This is a genomic window from Tardiphaga sp. (genome assembly GCF_025356345.1).
Taxonomy (GTDB): Bacteria; Pseudomonadota; Alphaproteobacteria; order Rhizobiales; family Xanthobacteraceae; genus Tardiphaga.
Window position 1 is genome coordinate 1 of sequence record NZ_JANXTC010000419.1, and the last position, 18,171, is coordinate 18,171.

General features: G+C 62.8%; 20 protein-coding genes. 11 read left to right on the plus strand and 9 right to left on the minus strand.

The genetic code is table 11. The features are described from left to right. The 6 genes from Q0S16_RS25735 to Q0S16_RS25760 form a co-directional block, all read left to right on the plus strand. On the plus strand, positions 1 to 864 hold an 864-nt coding region (locus tag Q0S16_RS25735), incomplete at its 5' end, for an ABC transporter ATP-binding protein (RefSeq protein WP_295855213.1). An 8-nt stretch (positions 865 to 872) separates the two neighbouring features. Further along, a complete protein-coding gene (locus tag Q0S16_RS25740) occupies positions 873 to 1,601 on the plus strand; it encodes an ABC transporter ATP-binding protein (RefSeq protein WP_295855254.1) in 729 nt (242 codons plus the stop codon). 215 nt (positions 1,602 to 1,816) lie between these two features. Next, complete coding sequence (locus tag Q0S16_RS25745) at positions 1,817 to 2,605, plus strand: crotonase/enoyl-CoA hydratase family protein (protein WP_295855216.1); 789 nt, start codon at positions 1,817 to 1,819, stop codon at positions 2,603 to 2,605. 35 nt (positions 2,606 to 2,640) lie between these two features. Next, positions 2,641 to 4,524, plus strand: a complete 1,884-nt coding sequence (locus Q0S16_RS25750; RefSeq protein ID WP_295855219.1) for a feruloyl-CoA synthase — start codon at positions 2,641 to 2,643, stop codon at positions 4,522 to 4,524. 234 nt (positions 4,525 to 4,758) lie between these two features. Further along, on the plus strand, positions 4,759 to 5,904 hold the full coding sequence (locus Q0S16_RS25755) for an ABC transporter substrate-binding protein (protein WP_295855222.1): 1,146 nt from the start codon (positions 4,759 to 4,761) through the stop codon (positions 5,902 to 5,904). 237 nt (positions 5,905 to 6,141) lie between these two features. Further along, a complete protein-coding gene (locus Q0S16_RS25760; protein ID WP_295855225.1) occupies positions 6,142 to 7,287 on the plus strand; it encodes an ABC transporter substrate-binding protein in 1,146 nt (381 codons plus the stop codon). 36 nt (positions 7,288 to 7,323) lie between these two features. Here Q0S16_RS25760 and Q0S16_RS25765 read toward each other — a convergent pair whose 3' ends face one another. The 4 genes from Q0S16_RS25765 to Q0S16_RS25780 form a co-directional block, all read right to left on the minus strand. Further along, on the minus strand, positions 7,324 to 7,785 hold the full coding sequence (locus Q0S16_RS25765; RefSeq protein WP_295855227.1) for a DUF3237 domain-containing protein: 462 nt from the start codon (positions 7,783 to 7,785) through the stop codon (positions 7,324 to 7,326). A 4-nt stretch (positions 7,786 to 7,789) separates the two neighbouring features. Beyond that, on the minus strand, positions 7,790 to 9,094 hold the full coding sequence (locus Q0S16_RS25770; protein WP_295855256.1) for a TRAP transporter large permease: 1,305 nt from the start codon (positions 9,092 to 9,094) through the stop codon (positions 7,790 to 7,792). Between the two features lie 10 nt (positions 9,095 to 9,104). Beyond that, entirely contained in the window at positions 9,105 to 9,668 is a 564-nt protein-coding gene (locus Q0S16_RS25775; protein ID WP_295855230.1) for a TRAP transporter small permease, read from the minus strand. Between the two features lie 197 nt (positions 9,669 to 9,865). Continuing rightward, positions 9,866 to 10,891, minus strand: a complete 1,026-nt coding sequence (locus Q0S16_RS25780; RefSeq protein WP_295855232.1) for a TRAP transporter substrate-binding protein — start codon at positions 10,889 to 10,891, stop codon at positions 9,866 to 9,868. Between the two features lie 161 nt (positions 10,892 to 11,052). On the opposite strand from Q0S16_RS25780, the gene pobA reads away from it, so the two are divergent. Continuing rightward, entirely contained in the window at positions 11,053 to 12,225 is a 1,173-nt protein-coding gene (gene pobA / locus Q0S16_RS25785) for a 4-hydroxybenzoate 3-monooxygenase (protein ID WP_295855236.1), read from the plus strand. A 165-nt stretch (positions 12,226 to 12,390) separates the two neighbouring features. Beyond that, the gene (locus Q0S16_RS25790; RefSeq protein ID WP_295855237.1) at positions 12,391 to 12,807 is read left to right on the plus strand and encodes a PaaI family thioesterase; all 417 of its coding nucleotides are present in this window, start codon (positions 12,391 to 12,393) and stop codon (positions 12,805 to 12,807) included. On the opposite strand, the gene Q0S16_RS25795 is transcribed toward Q0S16_RS25790, so the two are convergent. After that, complete coding sequence (locus tag Q0S16_RS25795; protein WP_295855241.1) at positions 12,782 to 13,714, minus strand: LysR family transcriptional regulator; 933 nt, start codon at positions 13,712 to 13,714, stop codon at positions 12,782 to 12,784. The genes Q0S16_RS25790 and Q0S16_RS25795 overlap by 26 nt on opposite strands. A 121-nt stretch (positions 13,715 to 13,835) precedes the next feature. Here Q0S16_RS25795 and Q0S16_RS25800 point away from each other — a divergent pair, with 121 nt between their 5' ends. Next, positions 13,836 to 14,447 carry a pyridoxamine 5'-phosphate oxidase family protein gene (locus tag Q0S16_RS25800; protein ID WP_295855243.1) on the plus strand — a complete coding sequence of 204 codons (612 nt, stop codon included), beginning with the start codon at positions 13,836 to 13,838 and terminating at the stop codon, positions 14,445 to 14,447. 59 nt (positions 14,448 to 14,506) lie between these two features. Next, positions 14,507 to 14,839 carry a YkgJ family cysteine cluster protein gene (locus tag Q0S16_RS25805; protein ID WP_295855244.1) on the plus strand — a complete coding sequence of 111 codons (333 nt, stop codon included), beginning with the start codon at positions 14,507 to 14,509 and terminating at the stop codon, positions 14,837 to 14,839. Between the two features lies 1 nt (position 14,840). Here the strand turns inward: Q0S16_RS25805 and Q0S16_RS25810 are convergent, their stop codons facing one another. The 4 genes from Q0S16_RS25810 to Q0S16_RS25825 all read right to left on the minus strand — a co-directional run bounded on the left by Q0S16_RS25810 (position 14,841) and on the right by Q0S16_RS25825 (position 17,469). Beyond that, positions 14,841 to 15,260, minus strand: a complete 420-nt coding sequence (locus tag Q0S16_RS25810; protein ID WP_295855246.1) for a hypothetical protein — start codon at positions 15,258 to 15,260, stop codon at positions 14,841 to 14,843. 146 nt (positions 15,261 to 15,406) lie between these two features. After that, positions 15,407 to 15,811 carry a DUF3307 domain-containing protein gene (locus tag Q0S16_RS25815; protein ID WP_295855248.1) on the minus strand — a complete coding sequence of 135 codons (405 nt, stop codon included), beginning with the start codon at positions 15,809 to 15,811 and terminating at the stop codon, positions 15,407 to 15,409. 116 nt (positions 15,812 to 15,927) lie between these two features. Further along, the gene (locus Q0S16_RS25820; RefSeq protein ID WP_295855249.1) at positions 15,928 to 16,803 is read right to left on the minus strand and encodes a DUF6537 domain-containing protein; all 876 of its coding nucleotides are present in this window, start codon (positions 16,801 to 16,803) and stop codon (positions 15,928 to 15,930) included. Between the two features lie 15 nt (positions 16,804 to 16,818). After that, positions 16,819 to 17,469 (minus strand): cyclic nucleotide-binding domain-containing protein, encoded by a 651-nt coding sequence (locus Q0S16_RS25825; RefSeq protein ID WP_295855258.1) that lies wholly within the window; start codon positions 17,467 to 17,469, stop codon positions 16,819 to 16,821. A gap of 191 nt (positions 17,470 to 17,660) precedes the next feature. Here Q0S16_RS25825 and Q0S16_RS25830 point away from each other — a divergent pair. Next, a partial coding sequence (locus Q0S16_RS25830; RefSeq protein ID WP_295855251.1) for an enoyl-CoA hydratase/isomerase family protein occupies positions 17,661 to 18,171 on the plus strand: 511 nt, incomplete at its 3' end.

Below are 18,171 nucleotides of genomic sequence, written 5' to 3' on the forward strand. Positions count from 1 at the left end.
ACTGGGATGTGGCCGTGGCTGACCTCGCTGCTACCATTTGCGCGCAGCCCGATGCGGCCGGACGTCTCGGCGGAGTTGCCGCCGCGCCTGCAGGTCCATACCGACACCGGCGCACTGCTGCAGGTCGAGAACGCGCGAAAACAATTCGGTGGCGTGATCGCCGTCAACGACGTTTCGTTCGACGTGCAGGCCCGCGAGATCGTCGCGCTGATCGGTCCCAACGGCGCCGGCAAGAGCACCACCTTCAACCTGATCACCGGCGTGCTGCGGGCCAGTGGTGGCCAGATCTCCGTGTGTGGCCAGAGTATCGACAACGCACCGCCGCAGGACATCGTCAGGCTCGGCATCGCCCGCACCTTCCAGCACGTCAAGCTGGTGCCGGACATGACAGTGCTTGAAAACGTCGCGCTCGGCGCCCATCTGCGCGGCCGCGCCGGCGCCATCAGCAGCATGCTGCGGCTCGACCGTGCAGACGAAGCAAAGCTGCTCGGCGAAGCCGCGCGGCAAATCGCGCGCGTCGGGCTTGGCGACCAGATCGATCAGCTTGCGGGCTCGCTGTCGCTCGGCCAGCAGCGCATCGTCGAGATTGCGCGCGCGCTATGCGTCGACCCGATGCTACTGCTGCTCGATGAGCCCGCCGCGGGGCTACGCCACCTGGAGAAGCAGCAGCTCGCCGCGCTGCTGCGGCAATTGCGCGACGGTGGCATGTCCGTGCTGCTGGTCGAACACGACATGGGCTTTGTGATGGACCTCGCCGACCGCATTGTGGTGCTGGATTTCGGCACAAGGATCGCCGAAGGCACGCCGGCGCAGATCAAGATCAATCCCGACGTGATCAAGGCCTATCTTGGAGCTGCCGCATGAACCACGGCATGAGCCTGCTGACCGTCACCGACGCCCATGTCGCCTATGGCAAGGTCGAGGCTGTGCGCGCCGTCAATCTCGCAGTCGGCGCCAACGAGATCGTCACCATCATCGGCGCCAACGGCGCCGGCAAGACCACCCTGCTCAACGCGATCATGGGCATCCTGCCGCTGAAGGGCGGCGTCCATTTCGAGGGCCGCGACGTCTCGCGGCTCGACATCGAGGACCGTGTCGCTGCCGGGCTTTGCCTAGTGCCGGAGCATCGCGAATTGTTCGGCACCATGAATGTTGAGGACAATTTGCAGATCGGCGCTTTCCGTATCGCCAAGGCCACCGCGTCGCGCTCGTTCGAGCGGGTCTACACGCTGTTTCCGCGCCTCAAGGAGCGCCGCAAGCAGCTCGCCGGCACCCTCAGCGGCGGCGAGCAGCAGATGCTGGCGATGGGTCGCGCGCTGATGGGCGCGCCGAGACTCCTGATGCTCGACGAGCCCAGTCTGGGATTAGCGCCGATCATTGTCGCCGACATTTTTCGCATTGTCGCCGAGCTGAAGGCCGCTGGCGTCTCGATCTTGCTGGTCGAACAGAACGCCCAGGCCGCGCTAAAAATAGCCGACCGTGCCTATGTGATGGAGCTCGGCGAGTTCATCCTCGACGGCCCGGCCTCCGACATCGCCGGCAATGCCCGCGTGGTAGCGAGCTATCTCGGCTTCCAGCACGAAGGTGCCAGCGCGATTTGACGTTCGTCATTCCGGGCGCGTTTCGGCCGTTGCAGCCGGCCGAAGCGTGAACCTGGAAACCGACGGTGTTTCGAACATCCCGGAATTCCAGGTTCGCTCGCAGCTGACGCTGCTCTCGCCCGGAAAAGCGAGGAGCCCCCCAAAGGGGACGATCGATTGACTTGGGGCTTATTGATTATATAATATAATTATTTTTAAAAGGACGTATTTGCACCATGGCGCCAGTGACCGCGGAATTCTCGCTTTTGAAAATCGAAACGGCAGGCCGGGTGCTGATGATCGGTCTGGACCGGCCGGCGAAGCGCAATGCGCTGAACGACGGCATTATCCTCGAGATCGAACGCTGCTTTGCGACGCTGCCGGCCGAGACCGGCGCGGTGGTGATCCATGGTATCGGCGACCATTTTTCCGCCGGCCTCGATTTGTCCGAACTGTGCGAGCGCGATGCCACCGCCGGACTGATGCATTCGCGGATGTGGCACCGGGTGTTCGACAGCATCCAGCACGCCCGCGTCCCGGTGATCGCAGCACTGCGGGGCGCGGTGATCGGCGGCGGGCTGGAACTGGCCTGCGCGGCGCATATCCGCGTGGCCGAGCCTTCGGCCTATTACGCGCTGCCCGAAGGCCAGCGCGGCATCTTCGTCGGCGGCGGCGGTTCGGTGCGGCTGCCGCGGTTGGTTGGCGTGGCGCGGATGGCCGACATGATGCTGACCGGCCGCGTCTATACCGCGACCGAAGGTGTCGTGCATGGCTTCTCGCAATATCTGACGAAATCAGGCGGCGCTCTGGAGAAGGCGATCGAACTCGCCGAGCGGGTGGCGCAGAATGCGCCTTTGACGAATTTCGCGGTCATGCAAGCCTTGCCACTGATCGCCGAAGCCAGCCCGCAGACTGGACTGATGCTGGAAGCGCTGATGGCCAGCGTGGCGCAAAGCGACCAGGAGGCCAAAACCCGAATTCGCGCCTTCCTCGACCGCAAGACGACGAAAGTGCGGCCCGGCTGACTTTTACCAACTAAAAACAACAGGGTCGAAACATAATGTCTGCAACAGCCGCAACAGGCGATCAGACCAAACGCGCCGAATCGGCGCATCCGCTACGACCGATCTCGTTCGGGGATATCGGCATTACCGTCGACCGCCGCGACGACGGCACCATCTATCTGCACCCGGCATTGACGCTGGGCGACTATCCCATCCGCATCACGGACTGCCTGCATCGCTGGGCCTTGGAAGCGCCAGACCGGATCTTCATGGCGGAACGCGCGGCGGACGGCGGCTGGCGTGAAGTAACCTACGCACAGATGCTGGACGCGACGCGGCGTATCGGCTCGGCGCTGCTGACGCGCGGCCTTTCCGCGGAAAAGCCGATCGTCATCCTGTCCGGCAATTCGATCAATCACGCGCTGCTCGCGTTCGGCGCGCTTTATGCCGGCATTCCCTATTGCCCGGTATCGCCGGCCTATTCGCTGGTCTCGAAGGATTTTGGCAAGCTCTCTTATCTGATGGAGCTGCTGACGCCGGGCCTGGTGTTCGTCGATGACGCCGACGCCTTTGCCGACGCGATCCATTTCAACGTTCCGGCCAACACCGAGATCGTTGTCGCGCGCGGTGCGTTGCCGGACCGCGGCTTGACGCTGCTGTCGGCGTTACTGGCGACGCCGGAGGCCGCCGGTATCGACGCTGCGCACGAGGCGATCGGGCCGGACAGTATCGCGAAATTCCTGCTGACTTCCGGCTCGACCGGCCATCCGAAGGCAGTGATCAATACCCAGCGCATGCTGTGCGCCAACCAGGTCATGCTGCGCGATACGCTGGCGTTCCTGAAGGACGAGCCGCCGGTCATCATCGACTGGCTGCCGTGGAATCACACTTTTGGCGGCAACCACAATATCGGCTTGACGTTGCTCAATGGCGGCTCGATGTATCTCGACGACGGCAAGCCGACACCGGCGGGAATCGAGGCGACGATCCGCAATCTACGCGAGATCTCGCCGACGGTGTATTTCAACGTCCCCAAGGGTTATGAATCGCTGCTGCCTTTTCTGCGCGAGGACGCGGCCCTACGCCAAAAATTCTTTTCACGGCTGCATGCGATGTTCTTCAGCGGCGCGAGCCTGTCGCCCTATGTCTGGGACAGCCTCGACGAACTCTCGGTGCAGGCCACCGGTGCCCGGGTCCCGATGCTGACGGGGCTCGGCGCCACCGAGACCTCGCCATTCTTCATGTGCGTGACCCCGACCACCAGCCGCTCCGGCCATGTCGGCCTGCCCGTTCCCGGCAACGACGCCAAGCTGGTACCGAACAATGGGAAGCTTGAAGTGCGCGCCAAAGGCCCCAACATCACGCCGGGCTACTGGCGCCAGCCGGAGCTGACCGCCAAGGCATTCGACGACGAGGGCTACTACATTTTCGGCGACGCGCTGAGGCCGGTCGATCCCGACGATCTCTCCGCCGGGTTCGATTTCGACGGCCGCATCTCCGAGGATTTCAAGCTCAGCAGCGGCACCTGGGTCAGCGTCGGGCCGCTGCGCGCGCGCTTTGTCGGCACCTGCGCGCCACTGGTGCGCGACGTGGTGATCGCGGGAATCGACCGCGACGAACTCTCGGCACTGGTGATCCTCGATCTTGACGGCTGCCGCGTCATCAACCCGGCGCTTGAAACCGGCGACTTGGCCGCCGCGGCGCATGACCCGTTGGTTCGCCATGCCTTTCGCGAACGGTTGGCCAGATTCATGGCCGGTGCCACCGGTTCCTCGACCCGGATCACCCGCGCGGTGCTGCTCGACACGCCGCTGTCGATCGATCGCGGCGAGGTTACCGACAAGGGCTCGGTCAACCAGCGCGCCGTGCGGGAACATCGCGCGGCGCTGATCGAGGCGATCTATGCCGGGGCGGCGGCGATAAGTGTGATCGCGATCTAGTCTGTCGTTCCGGGGCGCGGGCGGCGTCAGCCGAACGTGAACCCGGAATCTTAAGCTATTTTGAACATCTCGGGATTCCCCGCCACCCCCATTGGATTGGCTGATGTTCGCTCGGGCGTTGCCCTCGCGCCCGGGAATGACAGGAGCCCCGTCCTGACCTAAAGAAGGGGCTGATTTCGGCGCTGAAATTTGCTTGATACGACCCATAAAAAGCCAACCCAAAGGGAGAAACCAATGCACAAGCTCAGCCTGGCCATGGCCGCCGTCGCGGCGTCGCTGCTCGCATCGCCGCTCGCCGCGCAGACCTCCGACATCACCATCGGCATCACCGTCTCCACCACCGGCCCTGCCGCGGCGCTGGGCATTCCCGAGCGCAATGCGCTTGAATTCGTACCAAAGGAGATCGGCGGCGTGCCCTTGAAGCTGATCGTGCTCGATGATGGCGGCGATCCGACCAATGCGACCACCAACGCCCGTCGCTTTGTGACGGAATCCAAGGCCGATATCATCATGGGCTCATCGACCACGCCGCCGACCGTGGCCGTCTCCACCGTTGCCAACGAAGCCGGCATTCCGCATTTCGGCCTGGCGCCATTCCCGATCTCGCCGGAGCGCATGAAGTGGTCAGTGGCGATGCCGCAGCCGGTACCGATTGTGGGCAAGGTGATGTACGACCACATGAAGGCCAAGGGCGTGAAGACGATCGGCTATATCGGCTATTCGGATTCCTATGGCGACCTCTGGTTCAACGACCTGAAGACGCAGACCGCCCCGATGGGCATGAGCATCGTCGCCGAGGAGCGCTTTGCCCGGCCGGACACGTCGGTCGCCGGCCAGGTGCTGAAGCTGGTGGCCGCCAATCCCGATGCCATCTTGGTCGGCGCCTCCGGCACCGCGGCCGCGTTGCCGCAGAGCGCCTTGCGTGAACGCGGCTACAAGGGCCCGATCTACCAGACCCATGGCGCCGCCTCGATGGACTTCATCCGCATCGCCGGGGCTTCCGCGGAAGGCGTCTTGATGGCGTCTGGTCCGGTGATGAACCCGGAAGGCCAGCCCGACAGCGCGTTGACCAAGAAGCCCGGGCTGGCCCTGAACGCGGCCTATGAGGCCAAATATGGCCCCAGCAGCCGTAGCCAGTTTGCCGGCCACTCCTTCGACGCCTTCGAGATCCTGAAGCGTGTCATCCCGGTGGCCCTGAAGACGGCCAAGCCCGGCACGCCGGAGTTTCGTGAAGCCATCCGGGCAGCACTCCTGACCGAAAAAGAACTGGCGGCGAGCCAGGGCGTCTACAACTTCACCGATAAAGACCGCTACGGCCTCGATGATCGTGCGCGGATTTTGCTGACCGTGAAGGATGGCAAGTACGTTCCGGCGCAGTAACGCACTGTCGTTCCGGGGCGCGAGGGCAAAAGCCCAAGCGAACCCGGAACCTCGACCTGTTTAAAACATCTCGGGCTTCCGGGCTCGCTCGCGGCTGGCGCCGCCCGCGCCCCGGAATGACAACCGCTCGCCGACGAAGTACAAGAGCCGGCCCTCGCCAGAGGGCCGGCTTTTTGCTGCCGAACGCGCATGGTCCGGGGGCCATACCGCGCACCATATCCACGGGAAAGAACCGACATGACCAAACTTCGTCTGGCTGCCGCCCTCGCGGCGTCGCTGGCTGTCTCGACGCCGCTGCGAGCGCAGACCTCCGAGATCACCATCGGCCTCAGCCTCTCCACCACCGGCCCCGCCGCGGCGCTGGGCGTGCCGGAGCGTAATGTGCTGGAATTCGTACCGAGGGAAATCGGTGGCGTGCCATTGAAGCTGATTGTGCTCGACGACGGCGGCGATCCGGCCATTGCGACCACCAATGCCCGGCGCTTTGTCACCGAGTCCAAGGCCGATGTGATGATCGGCTCCTCAATCGTGCCGTCGAGCGTGGCGATGTCCACCGTCGCCAATGAGGCCGGCGTTCCGCATTTTAGCCTGGCGCCGATGCCGTTCACTCCGGCCCGCGAAAAATGGTCGGTCGACATGCCGCAGCCGGTCGCGATCGTGGGCCGGGTCATGTACGACCACATGAAGGCCAAGGGCGTGAAGACGCTCGGCTATATCGGTTATTCGGATTCCTACGGCGACCTCTGGTTCAACGACATCAAGGAGCAGACCGGGCCGATGGGCATGAAGATCGTCGATGACGAACGCTTCGCCCGCCCCGACACCTCGATCACCGGCCAGGCGCTGAAGCTGGTCGCCGCCAATCCCGACGCGATCCTGATCGGCGCCGCAGGTGCTGGCGCCGGCATGCCGCAATCGGAACTGCGCGACAGGGGCTACAAGGGCCTGATCTACCAGACCCATGGCGCGGCCTCGATGGACTTCATCCGCATTGCGGGGGCGTCCGCCGAAGGCGTCCTGATGGCCTCCGGCCCGGTGATGAATCCGGAAGGCCAGGCCGACAGCGCGCTGACCAAGGCGCCTGGGCTTGCGCTCAACGCCGCCTATGAAGGCAAATACGGCGCCAGCAGTCGCAACCAGTTCGCCGGCCACGCCTATGACGCCTTCGAGATTCTCAAGCGCGTGATCCCGGTGGCCCTGAAGACCACAAAACCCGGCACGCTGGAATTTCGCGAGGCAATCCGCCAGGCCTTGATGAGCGAGAAGGAAATGGCGGCGACGCAGGGCGTCTATAATTTTACCGACAAGGACCGCAACGGCGTCGATGATCGCTCGCGGATACTTCTGACGGTGAAGGGCGGCAAATACGTGCCGGCGGAGTAGGTTTTCCCCTCCCCCGCGTCTTCGCGTGGGGAGGGATTAAAGGACCTGATGCACCGCGAGTTCGACACGATCAGGATACCGCGCGCCAACGCCGACAAAAAGGTGCTGCATCAGCCAGCGATAGTTTTCGGCGCCAGTCTCGAATCTCGGCACCGAGCGAAAGTAGATCAGCGCGGGATCGACGGCCTCGCCGCGCGCGATACAGTCCAGCGCCTGCTTCGGCCCAAAGCGGATGCCGATATTGTCGATATAGATCACCGCGCCATCATCCAGCTGAAATGCGTATTTGGCCTCCAACTCGGTAAAGCCGTCCGGCCGGATGGTCTGGAAGTCCGCGCCGGTTGGAAAGATGGTGCCTGATATCCCTTCCCCGCTTACCTCACCGCCAAGGATCGGTATGATGCGGCGCAGACCATGGCCGAAATCACCGGCGACGATCGGCGCGCCGATCCTGATCTTCAGCGTGAAGACGTATTTTGTTTCGAGCTGGGGGGTCATCGCATTATCCGATCATCCGCATCGGCAGCCAGGTGGCGATCATCGGGAACAGCACCAGCAGCACCAGTCGGATCAGATCGGTGACCACGAAGGGCAGCACGCCCTTGAAGATGGTCGACATGCTGACGTCCTTGATCACGCTCTTGATGACGAACACGTTCATGCCGACCGGCGGATGGATCAGGCCAAGCTCGACCGTCATGACAATGACGATGCCGAACCAGATCGGATCAAAGCCCAGCGCCATCACCACCGGGAACACGATCGGCACGGTGAGGATCACCATCGCCATCGCATCCATCAGGCAGCCGAGCACCAGATACATCAGCAGGATCAGCGTCAGCACGCCATAGGGACCGATGCCCAGCCCGGTGAGAAATTCGGTGACGTGCTGCGGCGTCTGCGTGATGGTGAGGAAATAACCGAAGCACAGCGCGCCGATCAGCACCGTGAACACCGCGGCCGCGGTGCGCGTCGCCTGCAGCAACGATTGCAGGATGCCCTCGCGGCTCAGCTTGCCGCGCAGCACGCCGATCAGGAAGGCGCCGACAGCGCCAACCGCGCCGGCCTCGGTGGGAATGAAGAAGCCACCATAGAGGCCGCCTATCACGAACACGAACAGCAAAAGCGGCGACCACACGTCGCGGATCGCCAGCGCACGCTCGTGCCACGACGCCTTTGGCCCGGCCGGCAGGAAGCCGGGCTTGACCACGCCGATGATGAAGATGGTGATCATGTGCATCAGGATCGCCAGCAGCCCCGGCACGATGCCGGCGATGAATAGCTTGCCGATATCCTGCTGGGTGATGATGCCGTAGACCGCCAGTACCGTACTGGGCGGCAGCATGGCGCCGAGCGTGCCGCCGACCGCGATCACGCCGGTGGCAAAACTCTGCGGATAGTTGAAGCGGCGCATCTCCGGATAGGCCACCGCGGAAAACGTCGCAGCCGTCGCCACCGACGAGCCGGAGATGGCGGCAAAGCCACCGCAGGCGGCGATTGTGGCGATGCCGAGCCCGCCCTTCCAGTGTCCGACAAAGGTGTTGGCGGCGCGGAACAACTCGCGGCTGATGCCCGACACCGAGACGAAGGCCCCCATCAGCAGGAACATCGGGATCACGCCGAACGAGTAATCCGTCACCGTGCGCATCGTGGTCTGGCCGACCAGTTTCAAGGCCGGTGCGAAGCCGGTCAGGTAGCCGAATCCGGTGATGCCGACGAGCCCCATCGCCATGCCGACCGGTACCCGCAGCAGCATCAGCACGAACAGGCTGACGAACCCGATCAGCGCGACCGCTTCATTGCTCAATTCCATGCGATCACTCTGCGATCTTGAGTTTGGGTTCGTGCATCTGCTCCGGATGAAAGATCAGCCGATAGGTGCGGAAGCCGATCAGCAACACCGCGGAGACGTCGCCGATCCAGGACACCAGGAAGAACGGCCAGATCGGCAATTGCAGGTCCATGGTGACGATGTTGCTGTGGTAGGTGTCGACCACCTTGTCGAACAACGTGTAGGTCTGCACGCTGACGACGAACAGCAGCACCAGGGTCGCGAACACGTCTATCCAGCGCTGGTGTTTCGGCGTGGCATTGGCCCACACCAGATCAACGGTGATGTGCGAGCCGCGATAGGAGGTGGCGGCGATACCCCAGAAAATCAGGATGCCGAGCATGAACTGGCCGACATTGTAGTAGTCCGGAATCGTCACCGCGAAGAATTTTCGCATCACCACCGCGATGAAAGTGTTCAGCGCGACGATGCCGACAAAGAACGCGGCGATCCATTCGATGGAATCGATGAAGCGATCCATGATGTTTTGGCGCGGCATCTCGGGCGGGACGGACAGCGCACCGGCGGCGGTGACTTCGGGAATGGTCATGCGGTTTTCCAGGGATCGTCGTTCCGGGGCGTGCACGGCGTCAGCTGGGCGCGAACCCGGAACCTCGAATTGTTTTGAACATCTCGAACATCAGAGATGCGATGAACATTTCGGGATTCCGGGTTCGCGTTCGGCTAACGCCGCCCGCGCCCCGGAATGGCAGCGTGTAGCTACGACGCGCGTTTTATATTTTATTACTACAACCCGGCGTCAAACTTCTTCAGCGCCGCCTTCAGTTCAGCATCGATCGCTTCCGCGTCGCCACCCGCCTTCTTGACGCCGGCGGCCCAGCTGGCGCGCAGCGGCTCGATGCCCTTCTTCCACTCGCCGAGCTGTTCCGGGCTGAGCTTGTAGACCTCATGGCCTTCCAGCGCCTTCATTTTCACCCGGCCGTTGGCTTCGAAATCGACCCACGGATCGGTGACCTTCGACGCCCATTCCGGTGTGCAATGATCATCGATGATCTTTTTCTGGCCGTCCGACATCGCGTTGTATTTGGCCAGGTTGATATTGTAGGTGAACACCGTCGAATAGAGCGGCGTATCGATATGGTACTTCACCACCTTGTCAATGCCGAACAGGAAGATCGAGCCCCACGGAAATGCGATCTCGTCGGCGACGCCGCGCTCGATGGCGTCGCGGGATTCCGGCGCCGAGGCTTGCACATTGGTGCCGCCGAACAGTTTCACCATCTCGCCGAACGTGCTTTGGGCCGGACGAACCTTCACGCCGCTGAGGTCAGCGGGCACCATGATTTTCTTCTTGCCGTGCAGCGAGCCGGGATCGTGGATGAAGGCAAAGCACAGCTTGGTGTCCTTCATCTCGGTCTTCGCGTATTTTTGATACCACTCGTTCAGAGCCTGCGTACCCTTCTTGCCATCGGCGAACACGAAGGGAAGCTGCCCGGCGGCGATTATCGGAAAGCGACCGGGCTGATAGCCGGGATTGACATAGGTGATGTCGGCGATGCCGTCCCGCGCCATGTCATAGTGGTCGAACGCCTTGCCGAGCTGCTCGGAGGGGAACACCGACAGCTTGATGGTACCGCCCGAGGCCTTCTCGATGTCGGCGGCCCAGGCCTGGGTCGCTGGCACCAAGGGATGCGCCGGAGGCACCCATAGCGAGACTTTCAGATTGATGGTCTTGTCCTGCGCCGCGACCGGATGGATCGCAGACCCAATGCCGGCGGCCAGCCCCAGCAACGCAAACAGCGCTTTCCTCATCGACGTTCTCCCCTGATTTCGCTGGACCTTGAACGGCCCTTTGCGAATATTGTTATATCATATAATTATCAAATCAAGCCTCACCGGTAGACTGCCGCGCGCTGGCTTGACTCGTCAACTCGTACGGCCGAGACCTACCAGAATAAGAGCAGGAGCGAGCGTTGCGGACAAAAGTCGCCATTATCGGAGCCGGCCCGGCAGGAATGCTGCTGGGCCAGTTACTGCACAGCTACGGCATCGACAACATCATTCTCGAACGCAAGGACCGCGACTATGTGCTGGCGCGGATTCGCGCCGGCGTGCTCGAACAGGGCACGGTCGGACAGCTGGAGAAACTCGGCATCACCGAGCGCTTGCACCAGGAAGGTCTGGTCCATGGCGGTATCGAGCTGTTGTTCGGCGGCGTCCGCCACCGCATCGACATCAAGCAAGCGTCCGGCGGCAAAATAGTCACCGTCTACGGCCAGACCGAGGTGACACGCGACCTGATGGATGCCCGCGACCGGGTCGGACTCACCACCGTCTACGACGCCGACGATGTCAGCCTGCATGATTTCGACGGCAGCAGCCCCCGGGTACGCTACGTCAAGGACGGCGTCAGCCATGAGATCTACTGCGATTTCATCGCAGGCTGCGACGGTTTCCACGGCATCTCCCGGCAGAGCGTGCCGGCCGGCGCGGTAAAGACCTTCGAGCGGATCTATCCGTTCGGCTGGCTCGGCGTGCTGTCGGATACGCCGCCGGTCTCCTCGGAGCTGATCTACGCCAACCATGAACGCGGCTTTGCGCTGTGCTCGATGCGTTCGATGAGCCGCAGTCGCTATTATGTGCAATGCGCGCTCGACGAAAAGGTCGAGGACTGGTCCGACGACCGGTTCTGGGACGAGTTGCGCTCGAGGCTCGATCCCGAAGCCGCAGCCACGCTGGTGACCGGGCCATCGATCGAAAAGAGCATTGCGCCGCTGCGCAGTTTTGTCGCCGAGCCGATGCGGTTCGGAAAGCTGTTTCTGGCCGGCGATGCCGCCCATATCGTGCCGCCAACCGGCGCCAAGGGCCTCAACCTCGCTGCCTCCGACGTGCACTACCTGTCGTCGGCGCTGCGCGAATTCTACGACGAGAAGTCGACCGCCGGCATCGATGGCTACTCGGCCCGGGCACTGGCGCGGGTCTGGAAAGCCGTGCGGTTCTCGTGGTGGATGACGTCGATGATGCACCGTTTTCCGGAGACCGACGGTTTTGGCGGCAAGATTCAGCAGGCCGAGTTGGACTATGTGGTAACCTCACAGGCTGCAACCTCTGCGCTGGCGGAGAATTATGTGGGACTGCCGTATTGATCGCAGCTGTCATTCCGGGGCGTACGCAGCGCGAGCTGCGCGCGACCCCGGAATGACGACCGCTCGTAACCTGTTTCAAATTCAGTTTTAAACTTTGTTGCTCTGTCATCGCTGACAACATCGCGCTCATATAGAGAGAGCTTTCTCAATCGCGAGCACGTCCGCATGACCATCGACATCCCCGACGGCTTTGCACGGCACGACCGGCCGAGTCCGCTGACCGAACCGTGGGAGCCGATCTATTCGAAACGCAGCGATCGGGCGGTGATGATCGGATTGCGGTTGGCCCTTGCACACACCAATTCGCGCGGGCTGGCGCATGGCGGGCTGATTTCCTCGCTCGCCGACAACGCGATGGGCTTGAGTTGCGGCCATGTGCTAGGCGGCGGTGCGAGATTACTCACCGCCAGCCTCACAGTCGATTTCGTCGGCTCAGCGAAAATCGGGCAATGGCTGCAAATTGAGCCCGACGTGATCAAGACCGGGCGGACGCTGTGCTTCGCGCAGTGCCTGGTGATGGCGGACGGCGTCACCTGCGCGCGCGCCAGCGCGACGTTCAGCGTGGCACAGAAGCAGGAATAACGGAGAACTCGCGTTCGCCGAACTGCCAGTCTGTCGTCTGCACCGCCAGATCGATGAAGGTCCGCACCTTGGCCGACAGCAGCCGCGAGGTCGGGTAGACGATATGGATGGGCATCGTCGGCTCCTGGAACGCTGCCAGCACCGTTTGGAGCCGGCCGGCGGCGATCGACTCCGCCGCCTGATAGGTCAGCACGCAGGTCAGCCCGCCATCATGCTCGGCATGCCAGATCGCGGCATCGGCGGTGTTGGTGATGAAACGCGGCGCATGCGCCACGCGGAGGTCCGCGCAGGCCTGGATAAAATGCCATTCCGCCGCCGCCGCGGTGGCGCCGAACTGGATGGTGTCATGCGCAACGATATCCATCGGGACCTCTGGCGTGCCGCGCGCTGCCAGATAGGCCGGCGACGCCACCACGATACGGGTCATGCTGCCGAGATGGCGCGCGACCAGACAGGAATCGGCGAGATGGCCGATCCTGATCGCGGCATCGACGCCATCCTCCACCAGATTGACCAGGCGGTCCGACAGCCGCAATTCGCCACTCACTTCTGGATAAAGCCGCAGATAGGCGGACATTAGCGGCGTGACGTGAAGCCGGCCAAACCCTATCGGGGCGGACACCACCAGACGGCCACTCGGCAAGGTTCGCTCTGCTTGCGTCGATCGCTCCGCATCCTCGATATCGGCGAGGATGCGGCGGGCGCGCTCCAGATAGCGCGCGCCGACATCAGTGAGCGTCACCGAGCGCGTGGTCCGCTGCAGCAGGCGGGCGCCGACGCGCTGCTCCAGCGCGGCGATCAGCCGGGTCACCCCGGAGGCCGACAGCCGCATTTTCCGCGCGGCAGGGGCAAAGCCGCGGAGGTCGGCGACCGCGACAAAGGCGGTCATGGCGTCGATGCGGTCCATGGCGTTATTTCATATTTCGCAACAATGAAGTGTCAAACGCCATTATTGCCCGGAATTGCGAGGAGCACCATCTTCCCGGTAGAGGCATCGCGGTAATGCGAGCCAGCTTGAGGAGATTCTCATGAACGAACCTCGTCTTTATTCCAGTGATGTGGCCTTCACCCCGGCGGTCAAGGCGATCCAGGTCCGCAAGGGGTCACGCGACGCCTATGCCCACGTCGAGCACAATGGCGGCTGGCGCACCGAGGTCGATGACCATCTGGCGGCGTTTCTCGCCGACACGGACAGCCTGTTCCTCGCCACTGCCAGCGCCGACGGTCAACCCTACATCCAGCACCGCGGCGGACCGAAAGGCTTTGTCCGCGTCCTCGACAGCCAGACGCTGGCTTTCGCCGACTACAGCGGCAACCGACAGTACATCACCCAGGGCAATCTGGCAGAAAATCCCAAGGCCAACATCTTCGTCATGGATTTTGCGCATCGTCGGCGGGTCAAGCTGTGGGGCGAGGCGCGGGTGGTCGAGGACTATCCGGCGCTGCTCACAAGCCTGATGCCTAGCGGTTACAAGGCGCGGCCGGAACAGGCGATACTGTTTAAAATCGCGGCATGGGATACCAACTGCCCACAACATATTCCGCAAAAATTCGATGCCGCCGACGTCGCTGCCGCGCTGGCATCGCGTGATGTCCGGATCAAGGAACTGGAAACGGAGCTGGCGACGTTGAAATTCTGAGCTGGAAACAGCGAAACCTATCGGCGGGCGCTCTGCCGCGCTAGACAGCAGCGATGGACATGCCCAATCCCGCTATCGAAGAAACCGGCCCCTGCCAGCCCTGCGGCGCTTGCTGCTCGTATTCCAGCAACTGGCCGCGCTTCACTACCGAGGACGAGGCGGACCTGGATCTGATTCCGGAAAAATTCGTCAATGACCGGCTGTCGGGGATGCGCTGCGATGGCGATCGCTGCTCAGCGCTGACCGGCAAGGTCGGCACCCAAACCGCCTGCGGCGTCTATGCGGTCCGGCCCGAAGTTTGCCGGACCTGCCTGCCCGGAGATCCCGAATGCGCGATGGCACGGCGCCGGCATGGCCTGCCTGTGCTGGAGGCCCGGGAAGAAGAATTCTAGCTCAGGCGATCACAGCGACTTTGGTGGCGGCGAGGTCGAGTTCGTCGTCGAGATCTTCATCGACCGAGGTGAAGATCGACAACGGCTTGGTCGACAGCGTGATGGCCTTGCGGTTGCCATAGGAGGATGCGGCACTCGGGCGCGACACCGATTTGTCGTGCGACAGCGCATACAGCGTCGAGCCGACGCGGCCGCCAAGCTGGATCAGTTCGCGTTCCTCGCAGCTCGCAGCGATGGAAATCGCCAGCGCATGCAGATGGCTGCGGCGGTAGCAGAACAGAGCGAGCATCGCGCGAACCTCGGACGACACGCTCTCGACGAGCTGCGGCAGACCATGCTCACTGGCCCGATACATCGCACCGAGCAGATCTTCCTGGACTGGACAGAAATCGTTTTCAAAAGCTTGGCGACTGGACCACATGGCAGTTCTCCTCATTCCGACGATGCAATGCAATTTGCTAACGGGAGGTTAACCACGCGGGCTGCTGTCGTGATGGAGTACTTGAACGGGCCCCGCGAATCAGACAGGCGCCGCGACACATCCGCGATGGAACTTGCAAGATTCGCTCAACGATTGGCGACCAGAAAAATGGCGAGGAAGAAATCGGTGAGGTGATGCAGCGACTGGTCGATTCCGATCAACCACCAGAACCAGATATGTCCCGGCGCGATGCCAAAACGGGCAACGCAGATTCCCTTGATGCGATCGATGGTGATGTGGATCGCGAAATCCACCAGTCCGATAAACCAGAGCTTGGGCTGCACGACCACGACCAGCAGCGTCGTCAGCACACCATGGATGGCGCAATGCGCCAGCAGCGGTAACGCCCAGCCGGTCTTGCGGTCCTTGCCTGTTGCCATCCAGGCGTTCTGCAGCAGGAAATCGGCGATGACATGCTTGACCGTGAGGGCGAGCATCCATCCGACCAGCCCGCCCAGAGCAATCGATGACGACATTGCAGGAAATAACAATCGAACGTCCTTCTGACCGAGGCACACGGGTGGGAAGCCGTGCGACGCCGCTATTTATGACATTGCCAAACCGGGAATGCACGTGCGGGAACCTAAAATTGTTCTGCCGCGCGCTTTCATCCTGTGCGTATTTCGTCGGCGCCATGCGGCGCCGGAATGGACCGCGTCCGCAGGTCGGCGATTACGTCGCGTAACCGGGCTCCCTTCGGATCCAGCGGTACCTGACGGGCTTCCGCAATCGCACGGTCGAGATCGGCAATCACCAAGGTACCGTCGAACACCGGCTTCGCCAGACCGTCGATAATCTGGTGCCACGCCGCCACGCCATGGCGGTAGCCAGTGCCATAGCCTTCGATCATCGTCGCCGTCTGCACAATCGCGGCGGCCGCTTCGGGCCTCTTGGTCAAAGCACGATCGATCATGTGCAGCCAGCGCTCCACCCAGGCGCGCTCGGTGGCATAGCGCACCGACAACAGCCGCCAGCGCCGCAGCGATGCTTCGACCTGCAGGCGGCGCACGCCCAGCCAGCTCGCTGTGCTGAAGCGGATCGGCACCGTACGGTGCGCGCAGCCGATCCATTCCAGCGCCCACATCAGTGGCTCGCCCGCGATTTCCGGCAAGGCTGACACCAGTTCGTCGAGCCGGAAGCGCCGGATATCGACCGCCGCGGGGCGCCCTCCGGGCACCATCTCCTGCAGCTTGAGCTGCGCGATGCGGATCGCGTCATGATAGCTCATCCGGATCGCCAGCAGCCGGGCGATCTCGCAAAACATGTCGTGATCGACACCGCGACGACCGACGAAGCGGCGCAGCCGATCACAATAAAGCTGCGCATAGCCGGGGCTCTGATAACCGGTCAGCATCATGACGCTGTCCAGCGCCACGCACCGAACCGCGTCCGGCAGGCCCGCTGGCAGACCGGCCCGCGCAGGCTCGCTCCGCCCCGCCAGCTCGGCGACGGTATTGCGAATGACGGTGATGAATCCGGCCACGTAATATCCTGACGGTCAGGCGGGCTGAGGGACGGCCGATGCATCATGCTTTGCCAGCCGGGTTTCCAGCCTATCGATATTCTCGAACAGCCGCGCCGAGGCGAGGCGTAAAAAAAAGAAGCCGAATTCCGGGTTTTGCACGTAGAGCTCCTCGACCTGGCTGTAGCTGACGCTGAGCACGGTGCCGGCCTCGACACATTCCAGCGTCTGGGTTCGCTCGTTGGATGGCGACAACATGCCGAGCTCGCCGACAATGGCGCCGACCGGCAGCTCGATACCCGACTCCACCAAGCGATAGCGCCCACTGACGATGTAGAACATGTCCTCGGCCTTCTCGTCCTTGTAGAACAGCGCCTCGCCGGCCTCGCAACGGCGCTCGGTCATGAACGGCTTCAGCCAATCCATCGACAGGTCGGAATTCACCGATTTCTTGACGTCTCGCACCAGTTGCAACATCTGGTGCAGGCGATAGGCGTTGAGCGGCAGCAGTACCGCATGCAGCACCATGGTCGGATAATTATGGGTGGGAATCGAGATCGCAATGAGGATGACATTGGTGAGGATGCCGAACACCCGCAGCGGGATCATCGTCCGCATGGTGCAGGTTGCAACCACGAAGATCGATGCAAACGCACTGCCGGCGTGTTGCAGATAGGTCATGTCCATCGGAGCCAACCGGTTTCCAGAGAGGCGTCAAGATCGTAAAGGTGGCCTATGGCGCAATAGTCGTCACACCACTTGTATAGCCCATCCCCTAAAATAGTCCGCTTTGCGCCATGCGGAAGTCACATGACAGTGGGTGCATTGACGCCCCGCCGTGGCGCGGGCACGGTCCGGCACCCAAGAAGGAGAATAACATGTCGGAAACGACGGACCTTGCCACCGCGGATACCGCCTCCGCCCCCATCCTCGCCATCGAAGGCCACCGCGCCACCATCCGGCTAAACCGGCCGAAACTCATGAACCGGTTGCAGCAGAGCGACCTCGATACGTTGATGACGCAGTTCGACCAGGTCGAAGCCAACCCGGCGGTGCGCGTGCTGGTGCTGACCGGCACCGGCCGCGCCTTCAGCGCCGGCTTCGATCTCGGCGCGATGGCCGAGCGGGCCGGCAGCGAGGCCAGCGGGCCGAGCGCCGGATCGGCGTTCGAGGTGGTCGCGAACCGGCTCGAAGACCTGGCGCTGCCGACCATCTGCCGGCTCAATGGCGGCGTTTATGGCGGCTCGACCGACCTGGCGCTGGCATGCGATTTCCGCATCGGCGTTGACAGCTGCGAGATGTTCATGCCGGCGGCACGGCTGGGGCTGCATTACTACAAAAGCGGCATCAAGCGCTACGTGACCCGGCTCGGCGTCGACAACGCCAAGC